Origin of the sequence: Corynebacterium sp. HMSC08A12, from assembly GCF_001807485.1 — a bacterium.
Taxonomy (GTDB): Bacteria; Actinomycetota; Actinomycetes; order Mycobacteriales; family Mycobacteriaceae; genus Corynebacterium; species Corynebacterium evansiae.
Window position 1 is genome coordinate 1 of the sequence record NZ_KV789183.1, and the last position, 23675, is coordinate 23675.

A 23675-nucleotide genomic window follows, 5' to 3' on the forward strand; every position below is an offset into this window, starting at 1 on the left:
CCCCCCTAGCTCAGGCCCCTAACTCCTGCAAGGAAACCCCTACAGGTTCGCGATGATGTCCTCGACGGTCTTCTTCGCATCCCCCAGCAGCATGTCCGTGTTCTCGTTGAAGAACAGCGGGTTCTGCACGCCCGCGTAGCCGGAGCCCATGGAGCGCTTGAAGACGATGACCTTCTCCGCCTCCCAGACCTTCAGCACGGGCATGCCCGCGATCGGGGAACCCGGCTCCTCGGCGATCGGGTTGACGGTGTCGTTCGCGCCGATGACCAGCACCACGTCGATGTCCCCGAAGTCGTCGTTGACCTCGTCCAGTTCGAGGACGATGTCGTACGGCACCTTGGCCTCGGCCAGTAGAACGTTCATGTGTCCTGGCAGGCGGCCTGCCACAGGGTGGATGCCGAAGGTGACGTCCACGCCTTGTTCCTTCAGACGCTCGACCAGCGTGGCCACCGGGTACTGCGCCTGCGCCACGGCCATGCCGTAGCCCGGGGTGATCATGACCTTCTTCACGCCCTTGAGCAGCTCCGCAGTCTCAGCCGCGGTGACCTCGGTGTGCTCGCCGTATTCTCGGTCGTCGGAAGCTGCAGCCTCGCCGCCGAAACCGCCGAGGATAACGGAGACGAAGCTACGGTTCATTGCCTGGCACATCACATAGGACAGGTAGGCACCGGAGGAGCCGACCAGCGCGCCCACGATAATGAGCAGCGGGTTGGCCAGCATGAAGCCCGCCGCTGCGGCCGCCCAGCCGGAGTAGGAGTTCAGCATGGACACAACCACCGGCATATCGCCACCGCCGATCGCCGCCACCAGGTGGTAGCCCAGGAACAGCGCCAGCGCGAGCATCACGCCCAGCGCGATCCACGCCAGGGTCAGGTTCTCGTGGCCTGCGGAAATGAACAGCACCATTCCCACGAGAGACACCACAATGACAGCCAGGTTCAGCAGGTGGCGGCCCGGCAGCATCAGCGGCTTGCCGTCCATCTTTCCGGACAGCTTGAGGTACGCCACGATGGAGCCCGTGAGCGTCACTGCACCGATGAACACGCCCAGGTAAACCTCGCCCAGGTGGAAAGCCTCGATGGACTTCGTGCGCTCGTCCGGCTGAATGAAGGAGTTCACGCCAATAAGCACTGCAGCCAGGCCCACGAAGCTGTGCAGCATCGCGATGAGCTCCGGCATTTCGGTCATCTCGACCTTCTTGGCGCGCGGAATGCCAATCGCCGCGCCGAGCAGCATCGCCACGGCGATCAGCAGCACGGTCACGAGCGGACCGGTGGATGCCTCTCCCCCATTGATGGAGTTGACCACGGCCTTGACGATGGTGGCGATGAGCGCGATGGTCATGCCGGCGATGCCGAAGCGGTTGCCGCGCGATGCGGTCTGCTGCTTCGCCAGGCCTGCCAGCGCCAGGATGAATAGCAGCGCGGCGACCAGGTAGGCCAGGTTGGTAATCTTGTCCGTCCATTCGAGGACGGTCGGGTTGACGAGGTTCTGCGCGCCGGTCTCTGCGGCGCTAAGGAGTTGCTGTTTCATGGCTTAGTTACCTCCGTCGAACATGGTCAGCATGCGACGGGTCACGAAGAATCCGCCGAAGATATTGATAGAGGCCACGACGATCGCCACAAAGCTCAGGCCCGCGACCACCAGGTTGGAACTACCCACCTGCAGGATCGCGCCGACCAGGATGATGCCGGAGATCGCGTTCGTCTCACTCATCAGCGGCGTGTGCAGTTTGTGCGTCACCGCGGTGATCACGTAGAAGCCCACGACGATGGCCAGCATGAGCAGCATGTATTCGCCGGCGACCTGCATCGGGCTGGCGAGAATCAGCGCGATGCCGAACAGCGCAGCAAGGATCTTCCATCCCGCACCCTTGTTCTTTGCCTCGCCTTCTTGGTTTGACGCCGACTGCTCCGCCGCAACCGCATCCGTATCGGCCTTAGCACCCGCACTCTGCGCGGCGGGGGCTGCAGAGACCTTGACCGGTGGGGGTGGCCAGAGGATCTCAGCGACCTCCCCGGCGGGCTGGGACGTGGCGTCATTAGAAGGAGCGCCGGAAGAAGCGACGGCAGACGGCGCCGCGAAGGTGGAGTGCGTGACGGTGATGCCGCGAACGATCTCGTCCTCCAGGTCGAAGGTCAGCTGGCCGTCCTTTCCCGGAGTCATGAGCTTGAGCAGGTTGACCACGTTCTGGCCGTAGAGCTGCGAGGCCTGGGCGGGCAGGCGGCCGGCGAGATCCGTGTAGCCGATGATGCTCACACCGTTGTCGGTGACAGTGATCTCGCCGGGGACGGTGAGCTCGCAGTTGCCGCCGTTGGCAGCGGCCATGTCGACGATGACGGAGCCGGGCTTCATCGCAGCCACGTCGGCGGCGGTGAGCAGCACCGGGGACTTGCGGCCCGGGATGTTCGCGGTGGTGATGACGATGTCGGCGGCGGCGGACTGCTCTGCGTAGAGCTTCGCGGCGGCCTGTGCCTGGTCGGCGGTCATCTCTTTGGCGTAGCCGTCTTCAGACTTCTCGGTCTCCGCCTGGATGGCGACGAACTCGGCGCCCATGGACTCGACTTGCTCGGCGGTCTCGGGGCGCAGGTCCGTGGCCTTGACGATCGCGCCCATGGAGTTCGCGGTGCCGATCGCGGCCAGACCGGCCACGCCCGCGCCGATGACGTAGACGACGGCAGGCGGAACCTTGCCGGCGGCAGTGACCTGGCCAGTGAACAGGCGACCGAAGGTATTGGCCGCCTCGATGACCGCGCGATAGCCGGCGATATTGGCCTGGGAGCTAAGCACGTCCATGGACTGTGCGCGGGAGATGCGCGGAACGGTGTCCATGGCCACGGAGGTCACGTTTTGGTTCGCAAGCTCTTGGATGAGCTGTTCGTTACGACCCGGTGCCAGGCGAGCGATAAGGGTGGCGCCGGGCTTAAGCTGTGCGCGCTGTTCGTCGGTTGGCGCGTCGAGCGCGGTGATGATGTCCGCATGCCAAACGTCATCGCCGACGATGCGCGCGCCGGCCTCTTCGTAAAGGTTGTCAGGGTAATTGGACTGGTCGCCTGCGCCGGACTGGACCGCGACCTCGTAGCCAAGCTTGATGAGCTTGCCCACGGTGTCCGGCGTGGCCGAAACCAGGGCTTCTGGCTCTCTTGGGATACCGATAAGCAAGGGAGGCTCCTCACTGGTGTGTCTCTTGCATGTTTACTTCTGCTCGCGTTTCCTAAAGGCCGTTACGCCTGGTGAAGTCCTGGTTTGGACGGGGTTTGCGAGCCCATTAACTACGTTTGGGTAGTTCTAAAACCATAGGTGCTTATTTGGACCCATATCACGATTTGAGAGAAATACCCCCGTGCCTCTCATAATTTGGGAGTTGACGCCCTCAGCCTCGGCGCTGGAGAGATAGCGACAATTAAAGCCATTCAGAGTTTCCGAGGCAAAGCCATGCGAAGCCTCCAAAACTTGCGTACTCTCACAGCCATGTTCGGACTATTCGGCAAGAAGAAGAACAACGACACCACCCCACAACAATCAGCAGCGCAGGAAGCTGCTGGTCAGCAGCCAACAGCGCAGCAGCCAGCAGCTCAGCACGGCCACTTGAAATTTCAACACAACAGCGACGGTGACGCGACCTTAACCACTCCGAATGGAGAGCTTGTCTACGGCATCATCTCCCCTGCCCCGAAGGATGCCAGCAACTACTCATACGCAAAGGAGATCCTGCCGGGCGTCTACCGCTTCCTCGCCACCGTAGATTCCGGTTTCAAGCCACTTTCCGACGCTGATCTTCCGCAGGGCTTTGACCTTGACCTGCAAGTTCTGGGCGACGCAACCTTCCCGGGCCTGGACATGCCCGGGAGCAACCACACATTTTGGTCAGCGGCTTCTATGGCCACCACGCGTAAGTCTCTCGAAACGTTGAAGGTTGCAAGCGCTGGCGATGTCTTCTTCCAGGTTAAGTCCGACTTCCCATTCGGGGCGACGCTCGCCATCACGTTCGATCTCTTCCTGCAGATCACCAAGATTCCTGACCATGGCCACGGACACGTGGTCTCCATGCCCGGTGGCAGCACGGTTCTGGTTCACCCAGTGGTTCCGGATCAGCCAGCGGACAGCATTATGCAGCAGATGGCCCAGACCCGCCACGAGCTGCGGCAGCACCCGGTGAACATCTCTCCCCTGACGTTCTGGGTGCACGATAACCACTGGGATGTTCTCACCGCCAAGGATGGCGTATCCCTCTTCCTGCCAGAAAGCTTCCCTGTGAAGCGCAATGCTGACGGCGCGCCTCTCATGTCCGACGGCAACGCGGGCACCCGCGCTTAGCGCTCGCGTATCTTCTTCCGGCACATATCCAGCGCGAAAGCGAAAACCTCCGGCCGGCTTCTGAAGGGAAGCTGACCGGAGGTCGTCGTATTCAATATTTGTACCCCGTACGGGATTTGAACCCGTGTTACCGGCGTGAGAGGCCGGCGTCCTAGGCCGCTAGACGAACGGGGCGCTGGCCTACCAGGACTCGAACCTAGAATGACGGTACCAGAAACCGTAGTGTTGCCAATTACACCATAGGCCATCGTTCGTCGAACAAAACCCGCAAGTGACACTCCCCGGATATCCAGGTCGTTGAACACTGCGAACCTCGCTCGCAACGAGGAATACTATAACCAGAACAGTGAATTACAAGCAAATCAGCTGGTAAACACGCATTTTTCCGGCCATAGTGCGCTCACTGCGCCGCCCCTCTCTCGCAGGACGGCACGCGCAAGCGCACCTCCCCCCCGCTGCTTCTACCGCCGCGCCCACCGCTGCCTCTACTGCTGTGTAGGCGCGAACGGCGTCTGCTCGCGGGCGGCCCGCAGGCGTGCCAGCGTGGACTCCTTGCCCAGCAGCTCCATGGACTCAAACAGCGGCGGGGACACAGCCGCACCACTGATGGCCACACGCAGAGCACCGTAGGCCTTGCGCGGCTTCAGCTCCATCTCCTCGATCAGCTTCGACTGCAGCGCCTTCTCAATGACGTCGGTCTTAAACTCCCCGTCCGCGATAGCCTCCAGCTGCGCGATGGCAACCTCGAGAACCTCCACCGCGTCCTCCTTCAGGTTCTTCTTCGCAGCCTTCTCGTCCAGGGACAAATCGGCGTCAGAAGTGATCAGGAAGCGCAGCAGACCGTCAGCATCCGAGAGCGTCTTGATGCGCGTCTGCACCAGCTCCGCGGCGAAAGCGAACTTATCCGCGGGGTAGTCCGCCGGGAAGGCCTTGTGCTCCTCCAGGTAGGCGCGCAGGCGCTCGGTGAAGTCGTCCAGCTCCAGCATGCGGATGTGGTCGGCGTTGATGGCCTCCAACTTCTTCTGGTCGAAGCGTGCCGGGTTGGGCTTCACGTCCGCCACATCGAAGTTGTCGATGAGCTGCTGCATCGTGAAGATGTCCTCATCGGCGGACAGCGACCAGCCAAGCAGCGACAGGTAATTCAGCATGCCCTCGGGGATGATGCCGTTGTCGCGGTGGTTGAACAGGTTCGATTCCGGGTCGCGCTTGGAAAGCTTCTTGTTGCCCTCGCCCATCACGAACGGTAGGTGGCCGAATGTAGGTACCTGTTTAGCGACGCCCACCCGTACCAGCGCCTCGTAGAGTGCGATCTGTCGCGGTGTGGACGGCAGCAGGTCTTCGCCTCGCAGGACGTGCGTGATCTCCATCAGAGCATCGTCCACCGGGTTAACGAGGGTGTACAGCGGCTGGCCGTTCGAGCGAGCGACCACGAAGTCCGGCACGGTCTTGCCGTCCACGCTCATGTCGCCGCGGACGAGGTCATGCCACTCGTAGACTCGGTCGTCGGGCATGCGCAGGCGCCAGACGGGCTCGCGGCCTTCGGCCTGGAACTGCGCGATCTGCTCTTCGGTGAGGTCGCGGTCGTAGTTGTCGTACCCCAGCTGCGGGTCACGCCCTGCAGCCTTGTGGCGGGCCTGGACTTCCTCGTTGGTGGAGTAGGCCGGGTACACGTCGCCGGATTCCTTCAGCTTCTCCAGGACGTCCGCGTAGATGTCCATGCGCTGGGACTGGCGGTAAGGCTCGTGCGGGCCGCCGACCTCGATGCCTTCGTCCCAGCCGAGGTTCAGCCACTTCAGGGAATCGATGATGGCCTGGTAGGACTCTTCGGAGTCTCGCTTCGCATCGGTGTCCTCGATACGGAAGACGAGCTTGCCGCCAGTGTGGCGGGCATAAGCCCAGTTGAACAGGGCTGTGCGCACCATGCCGACGTGCGGGGTGCCGGTGGGCGACGGGCAGAATCGAACGCGAACTTCGCTTACTTCACTCATGGTATTTAACTGTACCTTCCCGCGTTCTTGCCTTCGCGCTCGCTCGGCGCGGGCTTTGTGCAGGCTCTGTGCGGGCAGAGCAAAACCCCCGCGCGGTGGCGCGGGGGTTCGGGTGCCGTTAGGTCACCGTTTAGGCATGACGGTGGCGCGACAGGAAGTGCCACGCAGCCTTCGGAGCGTCCGGGGCGAAGGCGTGCCAGTTGTGGCCGCCGAAGTCCGCACGCCACAGGACGGTGGAAGCGCGGCAACCGTTGTAGGTGAATCCGCTGGTAAGGGCGTGGGCGCGAACTCCATGCAGGGTACGCATGTCGCAGGAATTACGGCGTGCTGCGTTGTCGAAAGCAGCGCGGGCGCCGTAGTAACGCATGCCGTGGCGCTCGCCGCCACCGTAGTGCATCAAGGTGTCGTGCACACCGTGGATCAGCATGGTCGGTACGTTGCGCCCACGGCAGTTGTTCATGGTGGCGTCATAGTAAGCACCAGAAACAGACACGACAGCGGCGACCAGATCCGGAGCCTGGCAGGCCAGGTTCATCGCCATGCCGCCACCGTTCGACAGCCCGGCTGCGTACACGCGGCGGGTGTCGACGTTGTAGCGCTTAGACAGGGAGCGGACCATCTCGCGGACGAAAGCGACGTCCTCGCCGCGGCGGGTCTTGGAATACGGGGCGCCTTCCCAGGAGCGGCCGATGCCCTCCGCGTGGACTACGACGGCATCGCGGCCGGCCACCGCATTGAGGCGGGACGTGTTCTTCATGTCCGCCGCAGATTGGCCGCGACCGCCGAACACAAAGAGGATCGGCTTCTTGCGGCTACCGGAGTTCACCGGAACATCGACGATAGCCGTGCGGGTCTTCCCCTTGACGTTGAAGGTCTGGTAGTTGTTCCCCGGGCGCGGGCTCAGAGAGCCGGCGAGGCCGGTCAGACTACCGGAGAGGCTGCCCACCAGGTTGCTTGGGGCGGCGCTGGCCTGCGGAGTCGCGGACTCGTTGCCGGCAGCAGTATCCAGAGCCGGGCCAGCCAGGGTACTTGCGCCGATACCGAGGGCTACAGCCAGGGAGAGCGTGAGCTTGCGGAAGCGACCGCCGCGGCGAGCCGAGCGGGAAGCGCCGGAGGCTGCAGAGACTACGGAACCTGCGGAATCAGTGTGATCAGCCGCGGAAAGAGAGTGAGTGTTCGCGGCCTTCGTGTGAGTAAAACGTGACGAAAACTTTTGCACCGCTTTAACATACACCGGGCAGTAAAATTTAGGTACTTTTTCTTACAAAATCCTAAAAGCCGCCACAGCGGTGGCTCTAGCTAGCTCTGGCCGGTTTTAGCTAGATCTAGCTAGCCCTAGCTGGCCGCGCCCGGCAGCGTCTTGTTCTGGCGGGCCAGGAAGTTCCAGGCCTCGTTGGCTACGTCGGGCGCAAAGTGCCAGTTGTGACCCTGGTCGTTGATCCGCCAAAAGACAGCCTCGTCGCGGCAGCCAGGGTAGCCGAACTGGGTGACGTTGTTGGGCTTCTGCTCCACCACAGGCTGTGGCGCGCAGCCGTTGCGCAGCGCACGCGAGTGGATCAGGCGGGGCGCCGGAAGATAAGGCGCGTTGTGCAGCGTGCCGCCGTTGTAGTGGGTGAGCTCGTCCTGCTGGCCGTGGATCACGAACGTCGGCACGGACTCCGGCGCGCAGCCCTCGTTGACCGGGTTGTAGAAGGCGCCGGAGACGCTCACCACGCCAGCGATCAGGTCAGGAGCCTGGCACGCTAGGTTCATCACAAACCCGCCGCCGTTGGACATGCCGGTGGCGTAGATGCGGTTGCGGTCGACGTTGAACTTCCTGTCCAGCTCATTGACGATCTGTCGCACGAAGTCGACGTCCTGGCCGCGCTTGCTGGTGGCGTACGGTGCGCCCTCCCAGGCGTTATCAATGCCACGCGGGTAGACCACGATCGCTTCGCTGGCCGCGCCGGTGTTCGAGAAGCGGGAGTAACTGCGGTAATTCTCGGGCGTATCGTCGCGCCCGCCGAACCCAAACAGCACGGGCGTGGGCTTGTGCGGGTCGTAGTTGGAGGTCACGCTGACGATTGCGCTGCGGGTGCTGCCGTCGGGTCGGGTGAACTCGATGTTCTCCGGTTGTCCGGGGTGCGCCCTATCTATTGTTGACGCCGGCTTCGGCGCCGGTGCCGGTTTCGGTGCAGGCTTGGGCGCGGGAGCCGGTGCAGGCGCGGGCGCAGGGGCAGGCGCCTCCTGCGCGCTGGCCACGCCAGCTCCGCCGACGAGCACGGTGGCAAGCATTGCCAGCGTCATAGCAACGGATACCGCCATGAGCAGGGCAAAGCTCAGAGCACGGTTGCCAAGGTGGCGCCCGGCACCCGCAGCGTTTCCGGCAATTCCAGAACTAACAGCTTTAACATTCTTAACAGCAGTCACATGAGTCACAAACGTAACATTAGACACAAGTTTCGCTGCGCATGTGCTGTAACACGCCGGAATGTGCGCAAATTCTTCAGCTTTTACTCAGCTGACCCCACGCACTAGATGTGCTCGAGGACTACTTCCCCCTCATAGCCAGACGCGCGCAGCTGGTTAATCCACTCCTCCAGCGGCGCTTCTCCAGTCCCCGGCGCCCCGCGGCCTGGGAAGTCCGCGATCTGCACGTGCTCCGGCCACAGCTCATTCCCCGGTCCCCGGTCGGCGAGCCAGGTCCAGTCTTCACCGTTAGCGGCGAGGTGGTAGGCGTCAAGAAGAAGGCGACCACCGGCAGCGACCAGGGGCGCAGCCTCCTTAATGCTGGTCACAGGGTAGTTTTCAATACCGCTCAACGGCTCGACCAGGGCCACGCCGCCGAAGCGTGCCAGACGCTTGGCCACTGCGGCGAACGCGCGAACCTGGCGTCGTTGCAACGCGCGACCACCGCGGCCGACCAGCACGTTGAAGCGCCGCACGCCCGTCAGCCGGTGCAGGTACTCGACGGCGTTGAGGTGCTCAATGAGCTCCTCGGTGATCGCGGGATCGCCATCGACAAATACGTCGTCGACCGCACTCCCGGCATTCTCAGTATTCCCGCCGCCAGCGTTGCCAGCGTTCCCAGCACTACCAGCATTCTCAGCGCCACCCTCCGGGCCGACCAGGTGCAGCACTCCCCGATCGCCCGCCGCCAGATCGCCGCCCCAGAGGTTCAGCGCGACGAGCTGGCGCGGGTTCTCTGGTCGCCCCTTAGCCAGCACATCAACCAACTGGCGCATCTGCTGCTCAGAGGGGTGGGGCGTATCCCACGGCCACCACAGCTCCACCTTGTCGTAGGGGGAATTCGCAACCGCTTCGAGGGCATCCGCGCCGGTCTGCGCGCCGAGGGAATGGTTCATCGCGGTGGCGAAACTCACCGGATGTGCACCTGATTCTGTATTCATAAGCATCATCATTCCACGTAGAGGCGCTAATCCAGAATTGAAGTCAGTTTCTTGCCGCGTGCACCCCAGGGCTTCTTGCCGCACACAACCCGCGCGCAACCCAGGCCGAGGCAGCTCGCTGTCCCGCCGGGAAGTAAAATGGCAGCCATGACCCACGAGCAGCGACCGGCCACCGCCCCGGATTTCCTGCTTTCCCGCCCAGATCGCAGCATCCGCACCCAGGGGCGCAAGGCGACCTTCCCGGACCCGTTCGAAGCCTCCACCGCGCTTCGAAACAAGGATGCAGACTTGATTGTCGGCGCTTTCCCCTTCGACACGTCCCTCCGCGCGGCTCTCATGGAGCCGGAGACCGTCGTCCGCGCCGAAGGCCCGCTGGAGCCGCCGGCTTTCTTCCGTGGCAAGGATGCCGCCCGCTCGTTGACGGTCGAGTCCGTCGAAGCGCAGACCACCGCCGAGGAACACACGGCAATGGTCGCCGCCGCCGTCGCCACGATCCAGCAGTCCCGTTTGGAAAAGGTGGTACTGGCGCGTGCCGTGGACATCACCTACGCCGAGACCGTGGATCCGCTGCTTATCGCCGCCCGCCTGATCGACCTGTCCGCCTACCGCGACGGGTTCGCCGTGGATCTCTCCGCCACGGGTCGCTCCGAGTACCAAAACGCAATGTTCGTCGGCAGTTCGCCGGAGATGCTGATTCGCCGCGATGGTCGCCGGATCTCGGCCTTCCCCCTGGCCGGTTCCGCGCCGCGCACCGGAAGCCTCTCTATTGATGACGCCACAGCCCGCGAACTCGGAAGCTCCGACAAGGATCTACGCGAGCACCGCTTTGTGGTGGAGCACTACCGCCGTGTGCTGGAGCCGTTGTGCGAGACGCTGGACATCCCGGCTACCCCGGAGATCCACGAGACAAACGAGATGATCCACCTGGGGACCCAGATCGCGGGCACACTAAAGGACGACGAGTATTCCGCGCTAGATCTGGCCTTGATGCTGCACCCCACCCCGGCCATCGGCGGCACCCCGACGGACGATGCGCTGGGGGTTATTGCGCAGGAGAAGTCTCCGCGCGAGTTTTACTCCGGCGCCGTGGGCTGGTGCGATTCCAGCGGCGACGGGGAGTTTATGCTCTCTATCCGCTGCGCCATCGTGGAGGACAACACCGCCCGCGCCTGGGCCGGCGGCGGCATTGTCGTGGACTCGATTCCCGCCATGGAGGCGGAGGAAACGTCCGCGAAGCTGCAAACAGCGCTGCGGGCACTCAACGTGCCTGCAGCGCTGCGGGAAGTGTAGCGCCCCGAAGCCACAGCCGTCCGGCGCTGACCACGCGGCTGGCGAGCTCCGCCTACTTGCCGTAGGCCTGCACCGGGTTGGCCAGCTTGCCCAGACCCGGGATCTCCACCTCAATGCGGTCGCCCGGAACCATCTCTGCGGTGCCGGCGGGCGAGCCGGTGCAGATCACGTCGCCCGGCAACAGCGTGAAAGCGGAGGAAACCCACTCCACGATCTCCGGGATGGACTTGATCATCTGGTTGGAGTTGGAATCCTGCTTGGTTTCCGTCTTGCCCTCGTGGGTGAGGTGCGCCAGGATCGGCTGGTTGTCGATGTCGATGCTGTCCACAGCCGTTTCGATCCACGGACCCAGCGGGCAGAAAGAATCCAGACCCTTCGCACGGGACCACTGGCCGTCCTGGAACTGCAGGTCGCGGGAGGAGACGTCGTTGACGATGGTGAACCCCAGCACCACGTCCTTCCAGTTGTTCCGGTTGACGTCCTTGCACGGGCGGCCGATGACGATCGCCATCTCGCCTTCGAACTCCACGCGCGTGGCCCACTCGGGGATGCGGATGGGAGCCTCGGGGCCAACGACTGCTGTTGGGGGCTTCAGGAAGATCGTCGGCGGCAGGTGCTCGGCGCTCTTGTTGAACACCTCCTTGACGTGGTCAGCGTAGTTGCGCCCGACGGCGATAACCTTCGACGGCAGGATCGGGGCCAGCAGTCGAACGTCTTCGATAGGCCAGGATTTTCCGGTGAATTCGGGCTGTCCGAACGGGTGGCCTGCGATCTCGCGGAGGGTGGCGCCGGTGCCGTCCGGCTGGCCGCCTTCCACGATCGCGAAGGCCATGCCCTCGGGGTGTGCAATTCGAGCAATACGCATGTTTTCATACCCTACTCCATTGCCCCTTCTACCTCTTGCTATGCCCCTTCTTTGCGGTCTTGTGCCTGTATTTTTTATGACGCCCCCTTCTCCCCGCCCATTAACCATGAATTTAGTTTCACGTAATCCGCGGTTTACGTGCTTGCCACGGCTCCGACAGTTTTAGCCGTTAGCTTGGCCGCTATGACGAATCGCAGCGTTAATCCTCAATTCCCCAACTCCTCGACCCCTTCCCACCCCTCAAATCCTTCCGACTCCCGCAACACCACCCGCAACTCCCACAGCACCACCCGCCGCACGTTCCTGGCCGGCGCCAGCGCCACCGGCGCCGCCCTGCTGGGCACTGGCGTGGCGCACGCTCTCAGCTCGCAGGCCGGCAGCGTGGCTGGCTCCGCCGCCGGATCCTCAGTTGGTTCCAGCGGGGCGATCGGCTCGATTGGTTTGCAGCGCGCCCGGCCGGTGATCACTCATGGCGTCGCTACCGGCGATGTGCGACCCGACGGCGGCCTGGTGTGGGCGCGCGTCGATCGACCGGCTCGCATGGTCGTAGAGGCATCGACGGACCCGGCATTCCCGCGACACAAGACCAAGACCTTCCGCGGCGCCACGCTCACCCCGGATAGCGACGGCACCGGGCGGCTGCGCCTGGTTGGCATGGAGCCCGGCCAGAAGATCCACTACCGCGTGACCATGGAGGACCAGCACACCGCCGCGCGCTCCGTGCCGGTAATCGGCAGCTTCACTACCGCGCCTTCCACCAGCCAGGCACCGAAGAACATCCGCCTGCACTGGTCCGGCGACGTGGCGGGCCAGGGCTACGGCATCAACCCGGACATCGGCGGCATGTACTGCTGGAAGACGATGGCAGACCGCAACCCGGACCTGTTTATCCACTCCGGCGACACGGTCTACGCCGACGGGCCGATCGAGGAAAACCATAAGATGGACGACGGGCGGGTGTTCAAGAACCTCACCAGCCCGTACAAGAACAAGGTCGCCGAGACTCTGGAGGAGTTCCGCGGACAGCACGCCTACAACCTGCTGGACGAAAACTACAAGCGCTTCAACTCTCAGGTCGCGCAGGTGGTGCAGTGGGACGACCACGAGACGACGAACAACTGGTACCCGGGCGAGATCCTGGAGGACGACAAGTACCAGGTCAAGGACGTTAACCTGCTGGCCCAGCGCGGCTTCCAGGCGTTCCACGAGTGGCAGCCGCTAGACCGGAAGATGGCCGTGGATGGCCGCGTGTACCGCAAGATTTCCTACGGCTCCCTGCTAGATATCTTTGTGCTGGATATGCGCAGCTACAAGGATCGCAACCCGGATAGCGGAGCTTCCGCCACCAAGCCGGGGCACATCCTGGGCGCCAAGCAGGAAAAGTGGCTCATCGAGGCCGTGAAGAACTCCACCGCCACGTGGAAGATCATTGCCAACGACCTGCCGCTGGGCATCGTGGTTCCGGATGGGGACGACCAGGAAGGTGTGTCCAACGGAGCGGGCGGCAAGGCCGTCGGCCGCGAGGCGGAGATTGGGCGCGTGCTTAGCGGAATCAAGGACGTGCGCAACGTGGTGTGGCTGACCGCCGACGTGCACTACACCGCCGCCCACCACTACTCGCCGGATCGTGCGGACTTCCAGGATTTCGCGCCGTTCTGGGAGTTCGTCACCGGGCCGCTGAACGCCGGTGGCTTCGGCCCGAACGACATGGACGGCACCTTCGGCCCGGAGGTCGTGTACGTGCACGCCCCGGCGAAGGATAAGCAAAACTCCTCGCCGCTGGATGATTTCCAGCACTTCGGAGAGGTAGACATCGACGGCGGGTCGAAGGACCTCACCGTCCGACTGTTCACCACCCGCGGCAAGGAGCTGTGGTCGAAAACGCTGCGTGCGCAGTAGTCACAAAATGCAGGGGTGGTAGCCGGGCGCACCGCGAGCGGGCGCGGGCTGCCACCAGCTAGTCGGCAGCTTACTTGAGGTTCGCGACCACGCGGTCGCCGACCTCCGCAGTCTTCACCGGGCCGCCGTCGCGCGAGCCGGCCTCGGCCAGCACGGCAGCCTCGATGCGCTCAGCGTTGGCATCGTCACCCAGGTGGCGCAGCATCAGCGCCACCGACAGGATCGCCGCGCACGGGTCGGCAATTCCTTGGCCCGCGATGTCCGGCGCGGAGCCGTGCACCGGCTCGAACATGGAGGGGTTCTTCCGCGAGGGATCAATGTTGCCGGAAGCTGCCAGGCCGATACCGCCGGTGACAGCACCCGCCAGGTCGGTCAGGATGTCGCCGAACAGGTTGTCCGTGACGATCACGTCGTACTCCTGCGGCTTGGTAACCATGTAGATCGTCGCCGCGTCGATGTGGTTGTAATCGACCTGCACCTCGGGGTACTCCTGCCCCACTTTCTCGATGGCGCGCTGCCACAGGGAGCCGGCGTTCACCAGCACGTTCGTCTTGTGCACCCAGGTCAGCTTCTTACGCCTGCTCTGCGCGCGTTCGAACGCATCGCGCACCACGCGCTCCACGCCGTAGTAGGTGTTTTGGGATACTTCGGACGCCACCTCGTGGTCAGTGCCCGCACGCAGTGTGCCGCCGTTGCCGCAGTAGAGGCCCTCAGTCCCCTCTCGCACGACGACGAAGTCAATGTCGCCCGGGTTGACCAGCGGGCTGGAGGAGCCCGGGTACAGCTTCGACGGGCGGAGGTTCACCGCGTGGTCCAGCTTGAAGCGCAGCGGCAGCAGCAGGCCGCGCTCCAGCACACCGGCGGGCACGGTTCGGGGGTCGCCGATGGCGCCCAGCAGGATAGCGTCGTGCTCGCGCAGGGAGTCCAGGTCCTCGTCGGTCAGGAGTTCACCATTGCGCAGGTAGCGGCGGGCGCCGAGGTCGTAATCGGTTGTCTCCACGTCGTCACGCAGAGCGTGCAGAACCTTCAGGGCCTCGGCGGTTACTTCGGTGCCGATGCCATCGCCGGCAATCACTGCGAGTTTCACTGTATGAACTCCTTTGTCTCACTAGTTGGTTATCTAGAACAATAGCATGCCACCCGGACACCACCCACGAACCGACATAAAAGGCACACGATGAAGCCTCGGTTCACAGAGACCGAGTGGGCGTCAGACCCAAAACAGAGGAAGCCACGCGACACCCATTGATAAAGTGGCGCGCATGACCTATGAGCCATTTCCCTCACACTTATCCCCCAACGCGGAGGTCGGCGACGCAGCGCTGGTCATCCGCAACCTAGTGAAGACATTCGCCGACAAAGTCGCGGTGAACAACCTGAACCTGACCGTCCCGAAGGGCAGCTTCTACGGCATCGTCGGCCCCAACGGAGCGGGCAAGACCACCGCCATCCTCGCAGCAACGGGCATCATTCGCCCCGATAGTGGCAACTCCTGGGTCGCCGGCCACCCACTGTGGGCAGACCCCGCCGAAGGCACCCGGGTGGAAGAGGAAGTTCTGGCAGCCAAGCGCAGCTACGGGCTGCTGGTCGACGGCCTCCCCGTCTTCGAACGCCTCAGCGGCAAGGAGTATCTGGAGTACATGGGCTACCTGCGCGACATCCCCGGCGAGGAATTACAGCAGCGCATCGCAGACCTGCTGCAGGCACTCGACCTGGCGGATGCCGGCAAGAAGTACATCGCCGACTACTCCGCGGGCATGAAGAAGAAGATCCTGCTGGCCGGCGCCCTGCTGCACAGCCCCGAGGTTCTGATCCTGGACGAACCCTTCGAGGCCGTGGATCCGGTATCCGGCGAGGTGATCCGTACGATCCTGCGACGCTACGTGGATGCCGGCGGCACCGTGATCCTCAGCTCCCACGTGATGGAGCTGGTCGAGGGGCTGTGCGACCACGTGGCGATCATTAACCAGGGCACCGTCGTCGCCGCTGGAACCACAGAACAGGTGCGCGCGGGCAAGTCGCTTTCCGAGCGCTTCGTCGAGGCCGTAGGCGGCAAGCAGCTGGATACGGGATCCTTCGGCTGGCTCCGCGGCGGCGAGCAGCCGAGCGCGCGACACGAGAGGCAGGCCGGTGTCGAAGACTAAAACCCTCCTCAAACTCCACTGCAAGCTGTGGGCGCACGCCTTCTTGGGCAACCTGCAGATGATCATCGCTTCGGTGGCAGTAACCATCACTGCAGTGATGGGCTGTATCGGGCTAGGCTTCAGCAGCTACGGGGTGCTTGTCAACGATGGAGACCCAGCGATGTTCGTGCTGACGATGGGGCTCGGCAGCGTGCTCTACCTAGCCATGTCGGCCATTTTCCCCAGCGAGGAACGGATGCTGGACCCACGCATGTTCAGCTCCCTGCCCCTGACCGACCGGGACATCTTGCCGGGCATGGTCACGGCGATGTTCATCAACTCGCGGGCGGTGATCTCGCTGGTGAACACCATCATCATGGCCACCCTCGGATATCTCGCATTCGCGGAGGTAGCCTCCGCGGGCGCCGGCGCACTGTGGGTGCTGGCATGCGTACTCCAGCTGGTGATCACCCTGCTGGCGGGCGAGGCGCTGGCCGCCGCGCTCAGCAGTATTGCCACCAAGTTCAACGAACTGTGGGGAAACGTCGCCGGGTTCATCGTCACCTTCGGCTTCCTTGCGTTGTACCTCTTACCTCAGTTGCTGGCCGACGGAACCGACCCCACCGCGGCCATCAAGACCAGCGCTGACGTCCTTTCCTGGACACCCTTCGCCGCCGCAGCCGGAGCGGCTGTTGACATGGCCGGTGTCGGAGACGGTGGCGTCGGCACCGGCCTTGCCAAGGGCGCGATCTGCCTTGTGGCGATCCTCGCCGTGGCTTACATAATGCGCGTGGCGGTCAAGCACGACCTCAACAACCCACTGCCTCCTCAGCACGCCACTCGCGCTGCGAAGGGCGATAGCCTGCTGCTGCCACGTGTCCCTGGCTCCCCCGTCGGCGCGCTGTATTCCCGCGAGATTCGCTTCTGGCGCCGGGACAACCGCTTCATGATGAGCCTGATGGTCGTGGTCGTCATCTGCGGGTTGTACCTACTGATGGGAATGCTCAACGAGACCAGCCACTGGATGCTGTGGTTCGCCCTGTTCTTCGTATCCCTCGGGCCGCAGCAGGTCGCTGGCAATTCCCTGGGCATGGACGGCCCCTCCAACTGGGTGCACATGGTCGCCGGAGTGCGCGGCACGCAGATTGTCGCCAGCCGCAGCCTCTCCACCGTGACGGTACTACTGCCGATCTGGCTTGTCGTCTGCATCGCCGCCGGAGCCATCGACGGCTTTAGCGCTACCTGGTTACTGGTTAGCCTTCTCACCCTGGGGTGCATCGTCATCGCCTCCGCAATGGCGAACTTCAGCGCCACCCGCTTCCCCGCTCAAACCACCGCGCCGGGAACCAACTCCTTCAAGCAGCGCAACGGGGGCAGCAACGCAATAATCTCCGCGCTGGTGACGATGCTGATCCTGACCGCCTCTTTCCTGCCGGGCGGGCTATTAGCGCTGATTCCGCTAGCCACGGCAGACGGAGCGAAAAACAGCATTGTCGCCATTCCCCTGCTCAGCTGGCTGGGCGTGTTGCTGCACTGGGTGATCGTCGTCGGCGCCGCCTGGATCATGAATCGTCGCGCCTCCCGCAGGCTCGACCTCAAGTGGCCGGATATCGCGCAGAAGGTGCAGCAGTACCTGTAGTCGCGCGACCGGGGGGCGTCCATAAAAGATCAATCCATAAAAGAACGCAAGAAAAAGGCCGGGCAACAACTGCCCGGCCTCACACGTACTGGGCGTGAAGCCCAGCCTCGCGGTTTAGAGGTTCAGAACGAATGCGTTGGAGGCGTTCAGCTCTGCCTTGACCTCTTCGACCAGCTGCTGGTCCAGGTTCTCGCTTACGCGCAGAACCAGCGTTGCCGTCTGCTCATCGTCCGTTGGGGACAGCGCGGCGGCGTCGATGTTGATGCCCTTGTTACCCAGCAGCGTACCGACCTTGCCCAGCGCGCCCGGCTGATCCGGGTATGCCAGGAACAGGTTCGTGCCAGTGGCGCGCAGGTCCAGGCCGCGGTGGTTGATGCGGACGATCTTCTCCACGTGCTCCAGGCCGGTCAGCGCGCCAGCGACGGTGGCGGTGGTGCCATCGGCGGCGACTACCTGAACCTCCAGGATGGAGCGGTGGCTGACGGACTCGTCCTGGGTCTTCACGTCCAGCTCCACGCCGCGCTCCTCGGCGATCTGCGGGGCGTTGACGAAGGTGACCTGCTCGTCGATCACGCCGGAGAACACGCCGCGCAGACCAGCCAGACCCAGCGCGTCGACGGACTCGGTGGACAGCTCACCGCGGGCGGTGACGGTCACAGTGTTCGGGGCGCTGTTCAGCAGCTCGGAGGCAACGCGACCCAGGTTGGTGGCCAGGTTCAGCCACAGGGCAACTTCCTCGGAGACCTTGCCGCCGGAGACGTTAACGGCGTCCGGCACGAAGTCGCCGGCCAGGGCCTTCAGAACGGAAGCGGCAACATCGGTGCCCGCGCGGTCCTGTGCCTCCACGGTGGAAGCGCCCAGGTGCGGGGTAACGACGACCTCTTCCAGCTCAAACAACGGGGAGTCGGTGCACGGCTCGGAAGCGTACACGTCGAAGCCGGCACCGCGGATGTGGCCGGACTTGATGGCCTCCGCCAGGGCAGTCTCGTCCACCAGGCCACCGCGGGCGGCGTTGATGATGATCTGCCCCTTCTTGGCCTTTGCCAGCAGGTCCGCGTCGAACATGCCCGCGGTTTCCTTGGTCTTCGGCAGGTGGATGGTCACGAAGTCGGAGCGGCTCATCAGCTCTTCCAGCTCCACCAGCTCCACGCCCAGCTGTGCAGCGCGGGCGGGGTTAGCGTACGGGTCGTAGGCGATGATGTCCGTCTCGAAAGCGGCCAGGCGCTGTGCAAACAGCTGGCCGATGTGGCCGAAGCCAACGATGCCGACGGTCTTGCCCAGGATCTCCACACCCTTGAAGGAGGAGCGCTTCCACTCGCCGTCGCGCAGGGTCTTATCGGCGGCGGGGATCTGGCGGGCGGTGGACAGCAGCAGGCTGATTGCGTGCTCGCAGGCAGAGTGGATGTTGGAGGTCGGAGCGTTGGCGACCATCACACCGCGGGAGGTAGCGGTGTCGATGTCAACGTTGTCCAGGCCCACGCCTGCGCGGCCGACGATCTGCAGCTTCGGCGCTGCCTCGAGCACCTCGGCGTCGACGGTGGTTGCAGAGCGGACCAGCAGCGCGTCCGCGTCTGCGACTGCCTTCAGCAGTTCGGGGCGGTTCGGGCCGTCGACCCAGCGAACCTCGACGGAATCGCCGAGGGCATCGACGGTGGACTGGGACAGCTTGTCGGCGATGAGGACTACCGGACGGGTGTTACTCACGAATGTTTCTCCCTAAAGTGCGACATTGCCTCGCCCACGCCGAAACGACCGCGCCGACGCGGGAAGGGACCACGCCATCCAAATGTGACGTGCGACCCTTACAGCATAACTCTTACCTCTGCGTCACTCAGCATTGCCTTAGAGAATTGCTGTACCGCTCTGTCTGTATTGAAATTGACGCCAATAAGTACCACCTCACTGGAGGGGGTCAGCCCCACCTGGCGCCACCCGCCCGCCGGCTGTATCCGCAGGTCGGGGCCAGCTTGGTGCCAGACGTGGGCAAGCTCCGGGCGATCGGCGATCCAGCAGTACCCCTTGGAGCGCACCAGCCCGGTTGTGGAGCGCAAAGCCTTAATCAGGCGCTCCCTATCGAAGGGACGGTCCCCGCGGAAGACAACGGAGCTGATGCCGTACTCTTCCGTCTCTGGGGTGTGCGGGTTCTCCAGCTCGTCGAGGTAGCCCTCGTAGGCGCGGGCCGTCGCCTCGTCGTAGAGTTGTGCGCCGAGAATGTCGTCGACCGCCGACCGCCCCGCAGCTGCGCCGCCGGTCGCCACACTCGGAGTCTCAGCCGCGCCAGGGTCGCCCGCGCCGGCGCCTGCGCCTGTTGGGGCGTCGGACTGGTCGACGACGATGCGGCCGTGGAGGAGCTTTTCAATGCGCGCCCGCGGGTTCATTCGGCGCAGCAGCGCTACCGTCGCGCGGTAGCGCTGCTCGCTGACAAGGTCCGCCTTGGTGACGTAGATGACGTCCGCGAACTCAACCTGATCGACTAGCAGATCAGCGATGGTGCGTTCGTCGTCCGCAGTCGCCTGCAGGTCCGCTTCTGTAAGCAGCTTCTTCTGCCCTATTTGCGACAGGAACTGGGCGGCGTCAACAAGAGTAACCATAGTGTCGATCGGCGCAACGTCGGCGAGGCGAGTGCCGTCCTCCCAACGCCATTCGAAGGTTGCAGCGACGGGCATGGGCTCGGAGATGCCGGTGGATTCGATGACGATGTGGTCGAAGCTGCCGCTGCGCGCGAGCGTGCCGACGGATTCCACCAGATCCTCGCGCAGCGTGCAGCAGATGCAGCCGTTGGTGAGCTCGACGAAGCGGTCTTCGCCGCGCGTGAGGTGGCCTTCCCCGGCGATGAGGGCGGCGTCGATGTTGATTTCCGAGAAGTCGTTGACGATCACCGCGATGCGGCGGCCGCCTCGGTTGGCGAGCAAGTCGTTAAGCAGTGTGGTTTTGCCCGAGCCGAGGAAGCCGGAGAGCACCGTCACGGGCGTGGCGCTCCCGGTGGTGGCAGTCGGCGCGACGTCCGCAGGCACCCCACTTCTCTGGCGCAGGGCCTCGCCAGAAGCAGCAACTTCGGAAGCTGGGTGGTCGGAAGAATGGCTATGTGCGTATCTCACAGCCAGCTACCCTACACTTTATTGCAACCTGTTTTCATCAGTGACGCTGGAACTAAACTGCGAAATACTTCTAACGACCCTATCTTTAGCGCCTTTAGCGTCTTTAACGTCTTTAGCGATATGGGATCGGCAAAACTCGACCCGTTTCCGGATCCTTAACCTCCAGGCAGGAAATTCCGAAAAGATCCTCAACGAGCTTCGCAGACATAACGTCTTCCGTCTCCCCCGCCGCTAGCACCTGACCGTCACGCATAGCGACGATGGAGTCGGCGAAACGGGCCGCGTGCGTCATGTCGTGCACGACCATCACGACAGTCCGGCCAGCAGTGTTGAGATCCCGCACCAAATCCAGAATCGCGATCTGATGGGCGGGATCCAGGTACGTCGTTGGTTCGTCAAGGAGCAGCACGGGAGTCTGCTGAGCCACGGTCATTGCTACCCACACTCGCTGGCGCTGACCGCCGGACAGATCCGTCGCTGGAACGTCGAGCAGGGCAGTAACCCCGGCGCGTTCCGCCGCCTCCTCCACCGCGCGGTGGTCCTCCGCTCCCAACGACGCAAACGCCCCGGTATACGGGTACCGACCGTACGCGATAACTTCCCGCACGCTCACCCCTTCGGGAGTAACGGGCTGTTGCGGCAAGAACGCAACGTGCCGGGCAAACTCACGCGCGCTCATCCTGCGGATGGAGCGATCGCCTAGGTAGACCTGCCCCTTAGAGATTGGTTGTTGACGCCCCAACGCTCGCAGCAGCGTAGATTTTCCGCAGCCATTCGGGCCTATGAGGGCGGTAATCTTCCCCTCCGGAACCTGGAGAGAAACATCTCGCAAGACATCCGGGCCGCCGTAGCCTACCGTGATGGTCTCGGCGTGCAAGGCAGGTTCACTCATCGGGAGCTCCTTTCATCTGTCGTGGGCGCCGCGGGGGCTCCCGCAGGGGTGCGAGACATACGCAGCAGAAGATAAATGAAGTACGGGGCGCCGACAACGGAAATCAACGCACCCACAGGGATTTCGGTGGGTGCAAATGCCCAGCGGCCAAGGGCGTCACAAAAAACGACCAACCCCGCGCCAGCCAGCGCAGACACTGGCAACACTCGCCTGGCAGCACCGCCAACTAGCAGTCGAGCAGCATGCGGCACGATTAGTCCTGCGAATCCCAACACCCCCGCCGCAGCCACAGCGGCAGCTCCCAACAGGATCGCGAACAGCACCGCCACGGTGCGCCACGTTCGCTCACTGACACCTACTCCCGCCATGGCAGAAGAGTCCAGGTTCAGCATGTCCAGGTGCCTCGAGAGCACGATGGCTACCACGATGACTACCAACACCACTGGCCCCACTACTTGCGCATCCGCGAGAGTGCGGGCGTAAAGCGCCCCCTTAAGCCAGGTCATCGCTGCGCCGGCTTCCGGCGCAGCCTTGACCAACAACAGTTGAGTCAGCGCACCGAGACCTACAGAAACCGCTACTCCAGTGAGGGTGAGCCGCACCGGATCCGTTGCTCCCTTTCCTGCGAGCACCAGCACCAGGCCTGCACCCACCAGTGCACCAACAAAAGCCACGGGAGTCAGTGCCTGCGCCGGCAAGGAACCGACACTCAACAGAGCTGCCACGGCAGCCAAGCCCCCTCCTGCGGTGACGCCCACAGTGTCCGGAGCTGCCAGCGGATTACGCAGGGCTAGCTGCAGCAACGCGCCGGAGACCGCCATCGCTGCACCAGCGAGGATTCCCACGAGCACACGGGGCATCCGGTAGCGCCATATGAGTTTCCCACCGGTGAAGAGGTCGTGGATCGTCTCTGCCGGGGGCTTCATGACGGCGCCGACGCTTAATCCCAGGACGATCGCGAACGCCAGCAAAGCCAGCAGCGCTGCATACACGGCTATAACGCGGGGCGCGCCGGCATTAGTACGCCGCGGCGCTATAGCAACTTCCCGCGGCGCCGCAGTATCACCCTGCGGCGCTGGAGTGTCATTCTGCGGCGCTGCAGTTCCCGGCTGGGAAACGCCCCTCCGGAGGATTCGTTTGCGATTCAGCCTGCGGTTCATCAGCGCCCACCTCCTGGTCGCAGCCGATTAATACCCCACAGCAGCAAAGGCACGCCTGCAATGGCAGTAACCACGCCCACTGGAGTCTCCGCCGGCGCCCACAGAGCCTGCGCAACGGAATCCGCCAACAGCAGAACCGCCGCGCCCACCACTGGGGCGATCACTAAGCTCAATCGGTGACGCGGGCCCGCCACCCGATACGAGACAACCGCCGCCATCAAGCCAAGGAAACCAATGGGTCCAGCAGCCGCAACTGCCGGCGCGATCAACAGCACTGCGCCCACCACTGCCAAAATGCGCAGACGGTGGGGGTTCGCGCCGACGGAAGACGAGAGGGCGTCACCAGCAAAAAGAGTATCCAGCCCCCGACCAGCAGCAATGGTAAACGGCAGAACCACCGCCACCGCAATAATGCAGGGCATTATGTCTGGGAGACGAACCCCACCCAAGCGCCCCGAAAGCCAGGACAGCACGGTCGAAAGCTGAGCCTCATCGATGACCAAAATGATCGCGGTACACGCCGAGAACAATGCGGAAACGGCTATGCCCAGCAAAATCATCCGCTGCACCGACTGAGCACCAGTCGGATCCCCCACCGTCACGCGCATCCCGATACCTACCGTGATCAGAGCTCCAAGCGCTGCACCACACAACGCCCCCGGCAGCACAGCTGCGCCCGACACAGATCCCGTGATCGTCGTGCACAGCACAGCGCCAAACGCCGCACCGGAATTCACGCCGGTGATTTCCGGATCCGCCAGCGGGTTGCCTGTAGCCGTGCGCAGCAACACGCCTGCCGCACCCAAAGCCATGCCGATCACCGTCGCCGCCAAGAGCCGGTCGCGCATAACGGAGTGCATCTCCCCCGCGAGTTCTGGCGCGTTAGTCGGCACCTCCACGCTGCTCATGCGCCAGACCCATACCGCAAGAATGACAGCCAATCCCAGCGCCAGCAGAATCGCTAGTTGTGTAAGGCGTGGTTTTAGCCCTCGTTGCACTTAACTTCCTTCGGTCG

At 63.6% G+C, this 23675-nt stretch carries 18 protein-coding genes and 2 tRNA genes; 5 read left to right on the forward strand and 15 right to left on the reverse strand.

Features of this window, described 5'->3' with window-relative positions:
• Nucleotides 1-39 precede the first annotated feature (39 nt).
• Nucleotides 40-1533, reverse strand: a complete 1494-nt coding sequence (gene pntB / locus HMPREF3166_RS06240; protein WP_070488241.1) for a Re/Si-specific NAD(P)(+) transhydrogenase subunit beta — start codon at nt 1531-1533, stop codon at nt 40-42.
• A gap of 3 nt (nt 1534-1536) precedes the next feature.
• Nucleotides 1537-3162, reverse strand: coding sequence for a Re/Si-specific NAD(P)(+) transhydrogenase subunit alpha (locus HMPREF3166_RS06245; protein ID WP_070488242.1), 1626 nt, complete (start codon nt 3160-3162; stop codon nt 1537-1539).
• Between the two features lie 291 nt (nt 3163-3453).
• On the opposite strand from HMPREF3166_RS06245, the gene HMPREF3166_RS06250 reads away from it, so the two are divergent.
• Nucleotides 3454-4317 (forward strand): hypothetical protein, encoded by an 864-nt coding sequence (locus HMPREF3166_RS06250; protein ID WP_246816947.1) that lies wholly within the window; start codon nt 3454-3456, stop codon nt 4315-4317.
• 101 nt (nt 4318-4418) lie between these two features.
• Here HMPREF3166_RS06250 and HMPREF3166_RS06255 read toward each other — a convergent pair.
• The 6 genes from HMPREF3166_RS06255 to HMPREF3166_RS06280 all read right to left on the reverse strand — a co-directional run bounded on the left by HMPREF3166_RS06255 (nt 4419) and on the right by HMPREF3166_RS06280 (nt 9694).
• Nucleotides 4419-4491 (reverse strand) — tRNA-Glu (locus tag HMPREF3166_RS06255).
• A 1-nt stretch (nt 4492) separates the two neighbouring features.
• A tRNA-Gln gene (locus tag HMPREF3166_RS06260) sits at nt 4493-4564 on the reverse strand.
• A gap of 238 nt (nt 4565-4802) precedes the next feature.
• Complete coding sequence (gene gltX, locus HMPREF3166_RS06265; protein ID WP_070488248.1) at nt 4803-6305, reverse strand: glutamate--tRNA ligase; 1503 nt, start codon at nt 6303-6305, stop codon at nt 4803-4805.
• Nucleotides 6306-6435: 130 nt separating this feature from the next.
• A complete protein-coding gene (locus HMPREF3166_RS06270) occupies nt 6436-7524 on the reverse strand; it encodes a CE1 family esterase (protein WP_035003626.1) in 1089 nt (362 codons plus the stop codon).
• Between the two features lie 116 nt (nt 7525-7640).
• Nucleotides 7641-8723 carry a CE1 family esterase gene (locus HMPREF3166_RS06275; RefSeq protein ID WP_246816948.1) on the reverse strand — a complete coding sequence of 361 codons (1083 nt, stop codon included), beginning with the start codon at nt 8721-8723 and terminating at the stop codon, nt 7641-7643.
• A 95-nt stretch (nt 8724-8818) separates the two neighbouring features.
• Nucleotides 8819-9694 carry a TIM barrel protein gene (locus tag HMPREF3166_RS06280; RefSeq protein WP_246816949.1) on the reverse strand — a complete coding sequence of 292 codons (876 nt, stop codon included), beginning with the start codon at nt 9692-9694 and terminating at the stop codon, nt 8819-8821.
• Nucleotides 9695-9841: 147 nt separating this feature from the next.
• Between HMPREF3166_RS06280 and HMPREF3166_RS06285 the strand changes: the two genes are divergently transcribed.
• The gene (locus tag HMPREF3166_RS06285) at nt 9842-10984 is read left to right on the forward strand and encodes an isochorismate synthase (protein WP_070488251.1); all 1143 of its coding nucleotides are present in this window, start codon (nt 9842-9844) and stop codon (nt 10982-10984) included.
• A 52-nt stretch (nt 10985-11036) separates the two neighbouring features.
• Here HMPREF3166_RS06285 and HMPREF3166_RS06290 read toward each other — a convergent pair whose 3' ends face one another.
• Complete coding sequence (locus HMPREF3166_RS06290) at nt 11037-11849, reverse strand: fumarylacetoacetate hydrolase family protein (RefSeq protein ID WP_070488253.1); 813 nt, start codon at nt 11847-11849, stop codon at nt 11037-11039.
• A gap of 183 nt (nt 11850-12032) precedes the next feature.
• Here HMPREF3166_RS06290 and HMPREF3166_RS06295 point away from each other — a divergent pair, with 183 nt between their 5' ends.
• Nucleotides 12033-13748, forward strand: coding sequence for an alkaline phosphatase D family protein (locus HMPREF3166_RS06295; RefSeq protein ID WP_141741138.1), 1716 nt, complete (start codon nt 12033-12035; stop codon nt 13746-13748).
• Nucleotides 13749-13818: 70 nt separating this feature from the next.
• On the opposite strand, the gene HMPREF3166_RS06300 is transcribed toward HMPREF3166_RS06295, so the two are convergent.
• On the reverse strand, nt 13819-14835 hold the full coding sequence (locus HMPREF3166_RS06300; RefSeq protein ID WP_070488254.1) for a 3-isopropylmalate dehydrogenase: 1017 nt from the start codon (nt 14833-14835) through the stop codon (nt 13819-13821).
• 175 nt (nt 14836-15010) lie between these two features.
• On the opposite strand from HMPREF3166_RS06300, the gene HMPREF3166_RS06305 reads away from it, so the two are divergent.
• Both HMPREF3166_RS06305 and HMPREF3166_RS06310 read left to right on the forward strand, forming a co-directional pair.
• Complete coding sequence (locus HMPREF3166_RS06305) at nt 15011-15892, forward strand: ABC transporter ATP-binding protein (protein ID WP_070488256.1); 882 nt, start codon at nt 15011-15013, stop codon at nt 15890-15892.
• The gene (locus HMPREF3166_RS06310) at nt 15879-17510 is read left to right on the forward strand and encodes an ABC transporter permease (RefSeq protein WP_070488258.1); all 1632 of its coding nucleotides are present in this window, start codon (nt 15879-15881) and stop codon (nt 17508-17510) included. Before HMPREF3166_RS06305 ends, HMPREF3166_RS06310 begins: the two co-directional genes overlap by 14 nt.
• A 114-nt stretch (nt 17511-17624) precedes the next feature.
• Here the strand turns inward: HMPREF3166_RS06310 and serA are convergent, their stop codons facing one another.
• From serA to HMPREF3166_RS06335, 5 genes are all read right to left on the reverse strand, one after another.
• On the reverse strand, nt 17625-19214 hold the full coding sequence (gene serA / locus HMPREF3166_RS06315; protein ID WP_070488260.1) for a phosphoglycerate dehydrogenase: 1590 nt from the start codon (nt 19212-19214) through the stop codon (nt 17625-17627).
• Nucleotides 19215-19312: 98 nt separating this feature from the next.
• Nucleotides 19313-20524, reverse strand: coding sequence for a GTP-binding protein (locus tag HMPREF3166_RS06320; RefSeq protein ID WP_070488261.1), 1212 nt, complete (start codon nt 20522-20524; stop codon nt 19313-19315).
• Between the two features lie 196 nt (nt 20525-20720).
• The gene (locus HMPREF3166_RS06325; protein WP_070488263.1) at nt 20721-21500 is read right to left on the reverse strand and encodes an ABC transporter ATP-binding protein; all 780 of its coding nucleotides are present in this window, start codon (nt 21498-21500) and stop codon (nt 20721-20723) included.
• Nucleotides 21497-22660 (reverse strand): iron ABC transporter permease, encoded by a 1164-nt coding sequence (locus HMPREF3166_RS06330; protein ID WP_246816950.1) that lies wholly within the window; start codon nt 22658-22660, stop codon nt 21497-21499. The genes HMPREF3166_RS06325 and HMPREF3166_RS06330 overlap by 4 nt, the downstream gene beginning before the upstream one ends.
• Nucleotides 22660-23568, reverse strand: coding sequence for a FecCD family ABC transporter permease (locus HMPREF3166_RS06335; protein WP_210383926.1), 909 nt, complete (start codon nt 23566-23568; stop codon nt 22660-22662). Before HMPREF3166_RS06335 ends, HMPREF3166_RS06330 begins: the two co-directional genes overlap by 1 nt.
• Between the last annotated feature and the right edge of the window lie 107 nt (nt 23569-23675).